The sequence below is a fragment of the Nonomuraea sp. LP-02 genome (assembly GCF_036289125.1).
Lineage (GTDB): Bacteria > Actinomycetota > Actinomycetes > Streptosporangiales > Streptosporangiaceae > Nonomuraea > Nonomuraea bangladeshensis.
This window is the reverse complement of sequence record NZ_JAXCLK010000001.1, coordinates 1,091,922-1,104,428: the sequence shown is the minus strand read 5'-3', so window position 1 is coordinate 1,104,428 and position 12,507 is coordinate 1,091,922. Positions and strand designations below refer to the sequence as shown.

Sequence of the window (12,507 nt, the reverse complement as noted above, 5' to 3'; positions counted from 1 at the left end):
CGCCTGGTCACTCCGCGCCGAGCAGCACGTAGTCGAACATCTGCTGGCCCTCGTTGTAGGCGATGTTCGTCACGCCCTGACCGCGCATGAGCAGGGACTTGGCCCAGACGACGGGAAGGATGGAGGCGTCCTCCATGGTCTTCTTGTCGACGTCCACCCACAGCTTGGCGCGGGCGGCGGCGTCCAGCTCGGCCGCGGCCTGGTCGACGAGCTTGTCGACCTCGGCGTTCTTGACGCTCAGGTTGTAGTTGCCCGCCGGGCGGATGGTGCGGCTGTCGACGATGGCCTGCATGAAGCCGTAACCGTCGGGCCAGTCGGAGCCCCAGCCGTGCGTGGCCAGGCCGATGCCGTTCTTCTTGACGTAGTCGACGTTGCCGGCGTAGTCGGAGAAGTAGCTGGAGGCCGGGAAGCCCTTCAGCGTCAGCTTGATGCCGGCCTTGGCCAGCGCCTGCTGCATGGCCTCGGCGAGAGCCTTCTCACGCGGACGGTCGGCACGGAACGTCATCGTGGTCTCGAAGCCGTTCGGCTGGCCGCAGGCGGCCAGGGCCTGCTTGGCCTTCTCGACGTCGCCCTTGTTCTCCGGCGTCTGGTACAGGTCGAACTTCTCCTGGCCGACGATGCCGGGCGGCATGATGTTCGTGGCGATCTCGCCGCCGGCCACCGGGCCGCCGAAGGCGGTCTGGTTGGCGACACGGTCGGCGGCCCACATGACGGCCTTGCGGCACTCGATGTTGTCGAGCGGCTTGGTGTCCGGGATGACCGAGACGAACCACAGGCGCTGGATCGTCGGGTTGTCGGTGCGGGCCTTCAGCGCCGGGTCCGGCAGGACCTTGCCGAGCGCCGCGGGCTGCATGCCGGTGCCCGGGATGTCGAGCTGGATGCTGCCCGACATGAGCTGGTTGTCCAGGTCATCGGCGTTGACGTTGAGCTGGACCTCCCACTTGTCCGGCAGCGCGGGCCGGTTGGGGTCGGTGGAGGCGTCCCACTGGTCGTTGCGGACCAGCGTGAAGCGCTTGCCGGTCTCGTTGGTCTCGAACTTGTACGGGCCCGAGGAGATCACGTGCTCGCGGTACTTCGCGCCCGTGTCCTTGTCCTTCGGCACCGGCGCCGTCATCGGGAGCTGGACGATGTAGTCCATGGACGAGAACGGCTTGACCAGGTGGAAGACCACCGTGGTGTCGTCGGTCGCCTCGACGGCCGACTTGTAGTCGACGTCGGGGGTCTTGTAGACGCCCTTGAAGTCCTTCGGCCAGGCGAGCAGCTCGTTGAGGTACGAGGGGCCGTGCGGGAAGGTCTCCTTGTCGTACGAACGGGCCACGGCGTAGGCCACGTCCTTGGCCGTGATCGGCGTGCCGTCCTCGAACTTGAGGCCAGAGCGGATCTTGTACGTCCAGGTCTTGCCGTCCGCGCTCGGCTCGCCCAGGCCCTCGGCGAGGTCGGGGACGACCTGGTTGCCGTCGGGGCCGGGACCGGTCTTGTACGTCGTCAGCGTGCGCCAGTAGAGGCGGCCGAAGTTGAACGAGTACCCGTAGTACGTGTCGGCCGGGTCGAGACTGTCCCAGTCGGAGGAGTGCGCGGCCTTGATCGTGCCCCCCTTCTTCGTCGAAGGGTTGTACACACCGGTGAGCGAGGCGTTGAACGCGGGTTGCGCGGCACCGCCGGACGCCGACTGCGCGGGTTGCTGCGGCGTACCGCCACCTCCGCCACAGGCGGAGAGCACCATGGCCAGCGCCGCTGTCGCGGCCGCCGCCAGTGCGGATTTCCTTCTCATTGACTAACCCCTTGGTAGTGAGATGGGGGATGGAGCGTAGGCGAAGATCAGTGCGCGCGGGGGTCGAAGGCGTCCCTCAACCCGTCGCCGAACAGGTTGAACGCGAGGACCGTGATGAAGATCGCCAGGCCCGGGAAGAGCACGAAGTGCGGCAGCGTGTAGAAGCGCACCGCCTCCGACAGCATGCCGCCCCAGGTCGGGGTGGGCGGGTTGATGCCGACGCCCAGGAAGGAGAGCGAGGCCTCGAACAGGATGTTGGTCGGGATGAGCAGGGTCGCGTAGACGAGGATCGGCGCGAGCAGGTTGGGCAGCACCTCGCGGAAGAGGATGTAGCCGTGGCGCGCCCCAAGGCTGCGGGCGGCGTCGACGAACTCCCGCTCGCGCAGCGACAGGGTCTGGCCCCGGACGATGCGGCCGATGCTGGGCCAGCTGAAGAAGCCGATGATGAAGATCAGCATGGCGATGCGCAGGCCGTTGCCCTCCAGCCCGAACCCCTTGTCGGGGACGACGCCCGCCAGCGCGATCGCGAAGACCAGCAGCGGGAAGGCGAGGAAGACGTCCATGATCCGGCCGATGATCTGGTCGACCCAGCCGCCGAAGTAGCCGGCGACCACGCCGAGGACGGTGCCGATGACGACCGACACCAGGGTGGCGAGGAAGCCGATGAGCAGCGAGATCCAGGCGCCGGCCACGATGCGGCTGAAGATGTCACGGCCGTTGACCGGCTCGACGCCGAGCAGGTATTCGCCGCCCATGTTGCCGAACGAGCCCTGGGGCAGCAGCGTGCTCTGGTCGATGGCCTCCTGGTGGAACTCCAGGGGGTCGTGCCCGAAGACCGAGATGATGGGCCCGGAGAAGACCGCCACGAGGATCAGCAGCACGACGACGACGCCACCACCGAGGGCGACCTTGTCCCGCCTCAGCCGCATCCAGGCGATCCTCGTGAGGGACCGGCCCTGGATGTCCTTGCCCGCTCCCACGAGCACCGACTCCGGTTGCGCTTCTGCGGCGGAACCGGGAACGTCAAGCGGCGCGGTCATGCGAAATAGCCCCCTGGATCCAGACGACGCTGTCTATTGAAACTGGACTTAGACCGCGAGTCGCGACCTCAGGAGGCAGAATCTATGGCCTGAGCTGCTATGACCAGTCCCTCAGGCCGCTATGTGGCTAATCTGTGATTGATGCGAAACTCATTCGTATTGATCTTGATCTGAATGTCGTGGCCCGGTCCCGGTTGCGTCTCGGATTCGTGACACAACCGGGGTCAGCTGATGCCGCGCCGCTTCAGAAGCTCCTCGATGTCGGAGAAGTCGTCGTCGGCGGAGGCCTTGCGCTGTCGCGCCGCGACGGCCGGCTTGGGGGCGGCGGCCGGTGCGGCGGGCTTGGCCGCGCCCGGCTGGGCCGGCCGCTGCGCGGGCGTCTCGCCCGTGCCGTTCTTCTCGCCCTTGTCCTTCCGCCCGGCGGAGAGCCTGCGGCCGCGCATGAACCCCGACGCCACGAACAGCACCGCCGACAGCCCGGCCACGGCGACACCCGCCCACACCGCCGGGTTGAGCACCAGGCCGGTGACGAATTTCACGGCCGTGGTGCCGATGGTCCACAGCGCCGGCAGCGCGTCCGTCAGATAGGCCGCCACCGGCAGCAGCGCCCACGCCGCCACCCGCAGGCCCGACGCCGCTCCTCTGCGGCGGAACGCCAGGAAGCTCAGGACCAGGCCCGCCACCGTCGCACCGGCGCACAGCGGAAACCATGCGATCTGGTCGAAGTCCATCCGGCCACCCCTTCGTCTCGGCTTCTGCCTCCATCCTGGCATGCGAACGGCCGTTCGCTCTCCTCCGCGAGAACCAGCCGTCCCCTAGGGGAACGCCGCTCGCCCCCTGCCGTCCTTTCAGGGACGAACGGCACCAACCCCGCCGAACGGGCGTAGCGGCCGTTATGGGCACGCTCAGGGCCGAACGGGACGCCCGGAACGGGACATCCGGGACGGGACATCCGGGACGGGACATCCGGGACGGGACATCCGGGACGGGACATCCGGGACGGGACATCCGGGATCAGGCGGGCAGGAGGGCCCGGAGGTCGGCGACGGTGACCGCGGTGAGGGAGGAGACGACCAGGCGGCCCGGGGCCGGCTCGATCGGCAGGATGCTCGGGACGGCCACCACCGCGCAGCCGGCCGCCGTCGCCGCGGCCACCCCGCTCGGGGAGTCCTCCAGCACGACGCAGCGCACCGGCTCCGCCCCCAGCAGCCGGGCCGCCGTGAGGTAGGGCTCCGGGTCGGGCTTGGGGTGCGTCACGTCGTCGGCCGTGACGATGACGTCGAAGCGCTCACGCCCGACGACCTTGAGCACGGCATCGGCGATCTCGCCCAGCGAGGAGGTGACCAGCCCGGCGGGCACCCCCTCGGCGCGTACGGCGTCGAGCAGCTCGACGGCCCCCGGCATGAGCTCGACCCCGGCCGACAGCCGGGCCACCATGCCGCCGACCATCCACGACCGCACGGTGTCAGGCGGCACCTCGGCGCCCGAGACGGCCAGCATGTAGTCGATCGTGCGCTCCATGGACCCGCCGACCAGGTGGGCCTGGTGCTCGGGGGTCCACACTGCGCCCAGCCGGGCCATCACCCCGGTCTCGATCTCCAGCCAGACCCGCTCGCTGTCGACCAGCAGCCCGTCCATGTCGAAGAAGACGGCTTCCATGCTCATGTGTCTCATGCCCTCGTGTCGCCCGTGCCGCCGCTGTCAGACGTTGAAGTATTTGGCCTCGGGGTGGTGCGCCACCAGCGCGGACGTGGCCTGCTCGGGGTGGAGCTGGAACTCCTCCGACAGGGTCACGCCGATGCGCTCGGGCTGGAGGAGCTGGAAGAGCTGCACCTGGTCCTCCAGGTTGGGGCACGCGGGGTAGCCGAAGGAGTAGCGGCAGCCCTGGATGTTGACCTTGAGCATGTCGTCGAGCGACTCGTCGCCGCCGATGCCCCACTCGGCGCGCACCCGGGCGTGCCAGTATTCGGCCAGCGCCTCGGTGAGCTGCACCGACAGGCCGTGCAGTTCGAGGTAGTCGCGGTAGGCGTCCTTGGCGAACAGCTCGGCCGTGGCCTCCGCGATCTTCGCGCCCATGGTGACGATCTGGAAGCCGACCACGTCGACCTCGCCGGAGTCCTTCGGCCGGAAGAAGTCGGACAGGCACAGGTGACGGTCGCGGCGCTGGCGCGGGAAGGTGAAGCGGGTGCGCTCGCCGCCCGCATCGTCGAGGATGATCAGCGAGTCGCCGTCGCTGACGCACGGGAAGTGCCCGTAGACGACGGCCGCCTCCAGCAGGCCCTCGGTCTGGATGCGGTCGAGCCACATGCGCAGCCGGGGCCGGCCCTCGGTCTCGACCAGCTCTTCGTAGCCGGGGCCGTCGCCGCCCCTGGTGGGCTTGAGCCCCCACTGGCCGAGGAACAGCGCGCGCTCGTCGAGGAAGGCCGCGTAGTCGGCCAGCGAGACGCCCTTGACGACCCGGTCGCCGTGGAAGGGGGGCGTGGGGACCGGGTTGTCGGCGGCGACGTCGGAGCGGGCGGGCAGCTCCTCGACCGGGGTGCGCTGGAGCACCGCGCCGGTCTTGACCCGCCGCTCGCGCAGCGGCGGCAGCGTCGCGCCCTTCTCGCCGCGCTTGACGGCCATGAACGCGTCCATGAGCCGCAGCCCCTCGAACGCGTCGCGGGCGTAGCGCACCTCGCCCTCGAACAGCTCCGCGAGGTCCTGCTCGACGTAGGCGCGGGTGAGCGCGGCGCCGCCGAGCAGCACCGGGTAGCGTTCCGACAGGCCCCTGGAGTTCATCTCCTCCAGGTTCTCCTTCATCACCACCGTCGACTTGACCAGCAGCCCGGACATGCCGATGACGTCGGCCTTCTGCTCGTCGGCGGCCTCCAGGATGGCCGAGACCGGCTGCTTGATGCCGAGGTTGACGACCTGGTAGCCGTTGTTGGACAGGATGATGTCGACGAGGTTCTTGCCGATGTCGTGGACGTCGCCCTTGACGGTGGCCAGCACGATCCGGCCCTTGGTCTCACCCTCCAGGCGCTCCATGTGGGGCTCCAGGTAGGCGACCGCGGCCTTCATGACCTCGGCCGACTGCAGCACGAACGGCAGCTGCATCTGCCCGGAGCCGAACAGCACGCCGACGGTCTTCATGCCGTCGAGCAGCACCTCGTTGATGATCTCCAGGGCGGGGCGCTGCTCCAGCGCGGTGTCGAGGTCGGCCTCCAGGCCCTTGCGCTCGCCGTCGATGACGCGCCGCTTGAGCCGCTCCCACAGCGGCAGCGAGGCCAGCTCCTCGGCCTTGCCCGCGCGCAGCGCGGCGGCGTCGACGCCCTCGAACAGGTCCATGAAGCGCTGCAGCGGGTCGTAGCCCTCGCGGCGGCGGTCGTAGACCATGTCGAGCGCGACCTGCCGCTGCTCGTCGGGGATGCGCGCCATCGGCAGGATCTTCGAGGCGTGCACGATGGCGGAGTCGAGACCGGCGTTGACGCACTCGTTGAGGAAGACCGAGTTGAGCACCATGCGGGCGGCCGGGTTGAGGCCGAAGCTGATGTTGGAGACGCCGAGCGTGGTCTGCACGCCCGGGTAGCGGCGCTTGAGCTCGCGGATGGCCTCGATGGTCTCCAGGCCGTCGCGGCGGGTCTCCTCCTGGCCGGTGGCGATGGGGAAGGTGAGGGTGTCGACGATGATGTCCTCGACCTGCATGCCCCAGTTGGTGGTCAGGTCCTCGATCAGGCGGCTGGCGACGCGCACCTTCCAGTCGGCGGTGCGGGCCTGGCCCTCCTCGTCGATGGTGAGGGCGACCACGGCGGCGCCGTGCTCGCGCACCAGGCGCATGATCTTCTGGAAGCGGGAGTCGGGGCCGGCGCCGTCCTCGTAGTTGACGGAGTTGACCGCCGCCCGGCCGCCCAGCATCTCCAGGCCCGCGCGCAGCACCTCGGGCTCGGTGGAGTCGAGCATGATCGGCAGGGTGGAGGCGGTGGCGAAGCGGAAGGCCAGCTCCTTCATGTCGGCCACACCGTCGCGGCCGACGTAGTCGACGCAGAGGTCGAGCATGTGGGCGCCGCCGCGGGCCTGCTCGCGGGCCATCTCGACGCAGTCGTCCCAGCGTCCGCCCAGCATCGCCTCGCGGAAGGCCTTCGAGCCGTTGGTGTTGCAGCGCTCGCCGATGGCCAGGAAGGAGGTGTCCTGGCGGAACGGGACGGTCTGGTAGAGCGAGGAGACGCCGGCCTCGGGACGGGGGCGGCGGGCGACGGGCTGCTTGCCGCGCACCCGCTCGACGACCTGGCGCAGGTGCTCGGGGGTGGTGCCGCAGCAGCCGCCGACCAAGGACAGCCCGTAGTCGCGGGTGAAGGTGCCGTGCGCGTCGGCCAGCTCGCCGGGGCTGAGCGGGTAGTAGGCGCCGTCGGAGGTGAGCACCGGCAGGCCCGCGTTGGGCATGCAGCTCAGCCGGAGGCGGGAGTGGCGGGCGAGGTAGCGCAGGTGCTCGCTCATCTCGGCGGGGCCGGTGGCGCAGTTGAGCCCGATGATGTCGACGCCGAGCGGCTCGATGGCGGTCAGCGCCGCGCCGATCTCGCTGCCCAGCAGCATCGCGCCGTTGGTCTCGATGGTGACCTGGGCGATGATCGGGATGTCGCGGCCGGAGTCCTCGACGGCCCGCTTGGCGCCGATGACGGCGGCCTTGACCTGCAGGAGGTCCTGGCAGGTCTCGATGATGAGCGCGTCGGCGCCGCCCGCGACGAGACCGGCGGCGTTGTCGCGGTAGGCGTCGCGGAGGCTCGCGTAGGGCAGGTGGCCGAGCGTGGGCAGCTTGGTGCCCGGACCCATCGAGCCGAGGACGAAGCGCGGCTGCTCGGGCGTGGACCACTGGTCGGCCGCCTCGCGGGCGATGCGGGCGCCGGCCTCGGAGTATTCGAAGACGCGGTCGGCGATGTCGTATTCGGCGAGCGCGGCGAGGTTGGCGCCGAAGGTGTTGGTCTCGACGCAGTCGACGCCGACGGCGAAGTAGGCGTCGTGGACGCCGCGCACGATGTCGGGGCGCGAGACGTTGAGCACCTCGTTGCAGCCCTCGTGACCGTGGAAGTCGTCGAGCGTCGGGTCCTGGGCCTGGAGCATCGTGCCCATGGCGCCGTCGGCGACGATCACGCGCTGGTCCAGCACTTCGCGGAAGGACGGGGAGATGCTCATGGGGTAGAGCTTATCGGGTGCGCTCCGGCCGCTGGTCGGAGCGGGGCAGAAGATCGTTCTGCGGGTTCCGCGATGGTCCGGGCGGCCGGGCGCTAGTCTGCCCGTTGTCAATTGAACTTCGCGTCCAATTGGGGCTCCCATGGCCTACCGCACCGTGCTCGTCGGCACCGACGGCTCCGCCTCCTCCTTCCGCGCCGTGACCGCGGCGGCGTCCCTGGCCGCGGCGTCCGGCGCGACCCTCGTCCTCGCCTGCGCGTACCTGCCGATGCGGGAGAGCGAGCGGGCGGCCGCCGCCGACCGGCTGGGCGAGCTGGCGTACAAGGTGAGCGGCTCCACCCCCGCCGACGACGCGCTGCGCGCGGCGCGCGAGCACGCGGTGGCGGCCGGGGCCTCCGACGTGGTGCTGGCCGCCGAGGAGGGCGACGCCGTGGACGTGCTGATCGCCCTGGCCGCGCGGCACCGCGCCGACCTCATGGTGGTGGGCAACCGCGGGCTCAACAGCCTCGCCGGGCGGCTGCTCGGCTCCGTGCCCTCGGGGGTGCTGCACCGGGCGGCGTGCGACGTGCTCATCGCGCGTACGACGGACGGCGGGCGCTGACCGCGCCGGTTGTGCGCTGAGCGCGAACACCTGTGCGGTACGGGCGGGGAGATCGGCCCTGTACCGGCCGCGGGTCCCGTACGGACGGGAGTGACGGGAGGCCGTGCGGGGCAAGGGGTTCGCGAGGAGATCAGTGACGCCGGAGCCTCCTCAGCGCATAGGCTAAGCGGGACAATGGAGAGAGGAGGCGACCCGTGATTGAGCTCGAAGGGCTCCCCGAGCTCGTCGACCCGGTGCTCATTGCCGCGTTCGAGGGGTGGAACGACGCGGGTGAGGCCTCCAGCGGCGTCATCGCGCATCTCGAGTCGGCGTGGAAGGCCGAGCCGCTCATCGCCCTCGACCCCGACGACTACTACGACTTCCAGGTGACGCGGCCGGTGGTCGAGATGAGCGAAGGGCTCACCCAGTCCATCGTCTGGCCGACCACGCGGCTGCTGCGCGCCCGCCCGCCGGGCGTCGAGCGCGACGTGGTGCTGCTGCGCGGCATCGAGCCCAACATGCGGTGGCGCTCGTTCTGCGCCGACATCATCGAGGTCTGCCGCGAGCTCGGCGTGGAGCTGGCCGTCATGCTGGGCGCGCTGCTCAACGACTCGCCGCACACCCGGCCGGTCCCGATCCTGGGCGGCGCGACCGACGAAGGGCTGGCCCGCTCGACCAACCTGGAGCTGAGCCGCTACGAAGGGCCGACGGGCATCGTCGGGGTGCTTCAGCACGCCTTCGGCCAGGCCGGGCTCGACGCCATCTCCCTGTGGGCGTCGGTCCCCCACTACGTCGCCCAGCCGCCCAACCCCAAGGCCACGCTGGCGCTGCTGCGCCGGCTGGAGGACGTCCTGGAGATCCCGATGCCGCTCGGCGACCTCGACGAGGAGGCGCGGGCCTGGGAGCGCGGGGTCGACGAGCTGGCCTCGCAGGACTCCGAGGTGGCCGACTACGTCAAGGAGCTCGAGGAGCGCAAGGACGCCGCCGAGCTGCCGGAGGCGAGCGGCGACGCCATCGCGGCCGAGTTCGAGCGCTACCTGCGCCGCCGCGACCGCGACACCGACACCTGAGCCGCCACCGGCACCCGCCGGGGCTGAGCCGCCACGGGCACCAGGGCTGCCGCGGCGCCTGAGCCGCCGCGCCTCTTCGGGCCCGCCGCGCGTGGGCCGCGCTCGCGCCGCGGCGTTCCGCCGTCCATTCCGCTCGCCCGTACGGACGGGGCGCGTGACGCTGGGCTGGGACCCGCGGGTTCCGGGGGTTGTCAGGGGCGCGGGCGTCCTCGATGGACACGTGGGCTGTCCTGGCAGGACACTGACAGCTAACCCTTAGGGGTTAAATCTGACACTTTTTCGAGGTTTCAGGTAATAATCAGGGGCCGTAGAAGTTTGCACTAAGTTGGGATCTGAGCCACCCGTCCCACGCATACCAACAATTCGCCGGCTTCGCGCCGCGATGCCTACTCCTCTGACCGCGCACGTTAGGCACGCCATGGCGACATCCCATGTAGACCCGTACCAGCGGAGCCAGGACGCCAGGCGGCGCGTCCTGGAGATGGCCGTCTCGCTCCGGGAGGACCGCGGCGGCGGCTCCGTGGACCATTTCCTCGCCCTGCTCCAGGACCGGCTCCCGTCCTGGCTGAGCATGCTCCACGATCTTGCACACCGGATCGGAAAAGGGAGCGTAGCCGACAATCTTCATCCGATAGCACGAGCAGGCATTCAATATTACATAGACGTACAAAGCGCGGCGCTACCCGCGTTCACCTCGCCGAACGTCACCGTGCGCTTCCGGCAGGCCGTCCGCGACACGGGCCTCGGCCCGTGGACCGAGGCCGCGCCGCTGGCCGCGTACCTCGCGGCCGAGCAGCGCATCGGCAGGGTGCGGGCCGACGCCGACCCGGAGGCCAGCGCCCGCCTGCTGATCGCGGGCTGCTTCCACCGGGCCTACGTCGAGATGTTCGTCGGCGCGGACACCTGCCCGTCGCGTGAGGCCAGCGCCCGGGAGGTGGTGCGCGAGCTGCGGCTGGAGCCGGCGGCCTCCGCACCGGCCGCCGTCTGAGCGGCGCGTACGGCCTCGTCGTAGCGGTGCCAGACGAGCGCCGCCACGTCCGGGTCGGCCCCGAGGGGGTCGCTCACCGGCCCGGTGGCGGCCGCGGCCAGCCGGTCGTGGAAGAAGCCGGGAGCCAGCACGTACGAGGCGATCGCCACGCGCGCGGCCGGCGTCGCGGCGAGCCGTTCCATGGCCTCGTCCAGGGACGGCGAGCCTGCCGAGGCGAAGGCCGCGGTGACCGGACGGGCCAGGCGCACGGCGAGCATGCGGGCGGCGGCCCGTACGTCGGCGAGCCCGGCGGGGTCGGAGGAGCCGGCCGCGCCGAGCACGACCGCGTCCGTGGCGCGCAGCCCCGCCCTGCCGAGCCGCCGGGCGAGCACGCCGGTCAGCAGCCGGTGCGGCCCGAGCCGGTCGGCCACCACCGCGTCGGGCCGGTGCGCGGCGATGACCTCGGGCAGGTCGATGTGGACGTGGTAGCCGCCGGCCAGCAGCAGCGGGACCACCACCACCGGCCCGCGCACGACCGGGAGCACGTCGGCCAGCAGGGGTGAGCTGATCTCCAGGTAGGTCAGCTCGACCCGCCGCCCGGGGCGCGCCCTCCTGACCGTCTCCGCCAGGGCGTCGAGGGTCGCCTCCCCCGCCGCGCTGCGCGTGCCGTGCGCGGCCAGGACGAGTGCGGGCGTCACATCCCCGCCTCGTACGGGCAGGCCAGCCGGTAGCCGCGCTTGACCACGGTCTCGACGATGCCGCCCGGCCCGAGCGCCCGGCGCAGCCGGGTGACGGCCATCTCGACGGCGTGCTCGGCGGAGTCGCGGGCGAGGCTGCCGGGCAGCACGGTACGCAGGTCGGCGCGGGACACGACGTGCCCCGGCTTGTCGGCCAGGCGCTTCAGCACCGCCATCGGGGCGGGCGGCAGCGGGCGCAGCTCGCCGTCCACGACGACGGCGTGGCCGCGGATCTCGAGCTCGTGCCCCCCGGCGGCGAGCCGGGTGACGCCGTGCTCGGGCAGATGGCGGGCGAGGGCGCGGGCCAGCGCGCCGAGCCGCGAGCGGTCCGGCTGCAGGGTGGCCACGCCGCGCGAGGTGAGCGGGTCGGCGGTGACGGGGCCGACGCAGGCGGCCACGACCGGCCCGCCGAAGGCGGCGAGCAGGGCGTCCTCCAGGCCCTCGGCGCGGGCCGCGTTCAGCATGGCGTGGACGGCGGGGGCACTGGTGAAGGCGACCGCGTCCACCGCGCCGGAGACGGTCTGGGTGATGAGGCGGCGCAGCGGCGAGATGTCCCGGTACGGCAGCCACCGGTAGACCGGGATCTCGATCACCTCGGCGCCGGCGGCGCGCAGTTCGGCCACGAACTCGCTGAGCGGCTCGCCGTGCTGCTGGACCGCGATGCGCCGGCCGCGCAGGTCCTGGGCGAGGAGGTGCTCCTTGACCTCCTGGCAGGACTCGGTGGCGGGCGTCCAGTGGTCGTTGAGCCCGGCGGCGCGCACCGCTCCCCTGGCCTTGGGCCCGCGGGTGAGCAGGCGGGACCGGGTGAGGTGCGCGCCGAGGTCGGCCGACAGGCCCCAGCCCTCGGCGGCGGCCATCCAGCCGCGAAAGCCCACACCGGTGGTGACGACGACGTCGTCGAGCGGCGCTTCGAGTGCCTGCCGGGTGGCGGCGAGCAGGTCGGCGTCCTCGGCCAGCGGCACCAGCCGGATGGCGGGGGCGCTGACCACGCGCGCGCCGCGGCGCTCCAGCAGCGCGCCGAACTCCTCGCGCCGCCGGGTCGCGGTGACGCCGACGGTGAATCCGGCCAGGGCGTCCGGCGCCGTCTCCGGGGAAGCGCCGTCGCCGACGGGGAGTGCGGTCATGCCGTCACCTCCAGGTACTGGTGGAAGCCTGGCCGGGCCCCGAGCGCCCGGCCAG

10 protein-coding genes are annotated in these 12,507 nt (G+C 71.4%); 3 read left to right on the top strand and 7 right to left on the bottom strand.

Annotated features, from left to right (window positions below; genetic code table 11):
• Positions 1 to 7: 7 nt before the first annotated feature.
• From SMD20_RS05065 to metH, 5 genes are all read right to left on the bottom strand, one after another.
• Positions 8 to 1,771 carry an ABC transporter substrate-binding protein gene (locus SMD20_RS05065; RefSeq protein ID WP_329575458.1) on the bottom strand — a complete coding sequence of 588 codons (1,764 nt, stop codon included), beginning with the start codon at positions 1,769 to 1,771 and terminating at the stop codon, positions 8 to 10.
• 47 nt (positions 1,772 to 1,818) lie between these two features.
• The gene (locus SMD20_RS05060) at positions 1,819 to 2,811 is read right to left on the bottom strand and encodes an ABC transporter permease (protein ID WP_329575455.1); all 993 of its coding nucleotides are present in this window, start codon (positions 2,809 to 2,811) and stop codon (positions 1,819 to 1,821) included.
• Between the two features lie 224 nt (positions 2,812 to 3,035).
• Positions 3,036 to 3,542: a cellulose synthase gene (locus tag SMD20_RS05055; RefSeq protein WP_329575452.1), complete on the bottom strand. Its 507-nt coding sequence runs from the start codon at positions 3,540 to 3,542 to the stop codon at positions 3,036 to 3,038.
• Between the two features lie 283 nt (positions 3,543 to 3,825).
• The gene (locus SMD20_RS05050; protein ID WP_329575449.1) at positions 3,826 to 4,476 is read right to left on the bottom strand and encodes an HAD family hydrolase; all 651 of its coding nucleotides are present in this window, start codon (positions 4,474 to 4,476) and stop codon (positions 3,826 to 3,828) included.
• 36 nt (positions 4,477 to 4,512) lie between these two features.
• Positions 4,513 to 7,977 carry a methionine synthase gene (gene metH / locus SMD20_RS05045; protein WP_329575447.1) on the bottom strand — a complete coding sequence of 1,155 codons (3,465 nt, stop codon included), beginning with the start codon at positions 7,975 to 7,977 and terminating at the stop codon, positions 4,513 to 4,515.
• Between the two features lie 139 nt (positions 7,978 to 8,116).
• Between metH and SMD20_RS05040 the strand changes: the two genes are divergently transcribed.
• The 3 genes from SMD20_RS05040 (at position 8,117) to SMD20_RS05030 (ending at position 10,612) form a co-directional block, all read left to right on the top strand.
• Positions 8,117 to 8,575 (top strand): universal stress protein, encoded by a 459-nt coding sequence (locus SMD20_RS05040; RefSeq protein WP_329575444.1) that lies wholly within the window; start codon positions 8,117 to 8,119, stop codon positions 8,573 to 8,575.
• A 194-nt stretch (positions 8,576 to 8,769) separates the two neighbouring features.
• Positions 8,770 to 9,624, top strand: coding sequence for a PAC2 family protein (locus tag SMD20_RS05035; protein WP_091087559.1), 855 nt, complete (start codon positions 8,770 to 8,772; stop codon positions 9,622 to 9,624).
• A 418-nt stretch (positions 9,625 to 10,042) separates the two neighbouring features.
• Positions 10,043 to 10,612: a TetR/AcrR family transcriptional regulator C-terminal domain-containing protein gene (locus SMD20_RS05030; protein ID WP_329575437.1), complete on the top strand. Its 570-nt coding sequence runs from the start codon at positions 10,043 to 10,045 to the stop codon at positions 10,610 to 10,612.
• On the opposite strand, the gene SMD20_RS05025 is transcribed toward SMD20_RS05030, so the two are convergent.
• The gene (locus SMD20_RS05025; protein WP_329575434.1) at positions 10,498 to 11,289 is read right to left on the bottom strand and encodes a sirohydrochlorin chelatase; all 792 of its coding nucleotides are present in this window, start codon (positions 11,287 to 11,289) and stop codon (positions 10,498 to 10,500) included. The genes SMD20_RS05030 and SMD20_RS05025 overlap by 115 nt on opposite strands.
• On the bottom strand, positions 11,286 to 12,452 hold the full coding sequence (locus SMD20_RS05020) for a uroporphyrinogen-III synthase (protein WP_329575430.1): 1,167 nt from the start codon (positions 12,450 to 12,452) through the stop codon (positions 11,286 to 11,288). The genes SMD20_RS05025 and SMD20_RS05020 overlap by 4 nt, the downstream gene beginning before the upstream one ends.
• Positions 12,453 to 12,507: the final 55 nt, after the last annotated feature.

Excerpts from the sequence above, each read along its gene's own strand:
- SMD20_RS05065 (WP_329575458.1), bottom strand. The coding sequence starts at position 1,771 with ATGAGAAGGAAATCCGCACTGGCGGCGGCCGCGACAGCGGCGCTGGCC.
- SMD20_RS05060 (WP_329575455.1), bottom strand. The coding sequence starts at position 2,811 with ATGACCGCGCCGCTTGACGTTCCCGGTTCCGCCGCAGAAGCGCAACCG.
- SMD20_RS05055 (WP_329575452.1), bottom strand. The coding sequence starts at position 3,542 with ATGGACTTCGACCAGATCGCATGGTTTCCGCTGTGCGCCGGTGCGACG.
- SMD20_RS05050 (WP_329575449.1), bottom strand. The coding sequence starts at position 4,476 with ATGAGCATGGAAGCCGTCTTCTTCGACATGGACGGGCTGCTGGTCGAC.
- metH (WP_329575447.1), bottom strand. The coding sequence starts at position 7,977 with ATGAGCATCTCCCCGTCCTTCCGCGAAGTGCTGGACCAGCGCGTGATC.
- SMD20_RS05040 (WP_329575444.1), top strand. The coding sequence starts at position 8,117 with ATGGCCTACCGCACCGTGCTCGTCGGCACCGACGGCTCCGCCTCCTCC.
- SMD20_RS05030 (WP_329575437.1), top strand. The coding sequence starts at position 10,043 with ATGGCGACATCCCATGTAGACCCGTACCAGCGGAGCCAGGACGCCAGG.
- SMD20_RS05020 (WP_329575430.1), bottom strand. The coding sequence starts at position 12,452 with ATGACCGCACTCCCCGTCGGCGACGGCGCTTCCCCGGAGACGGCGCCG.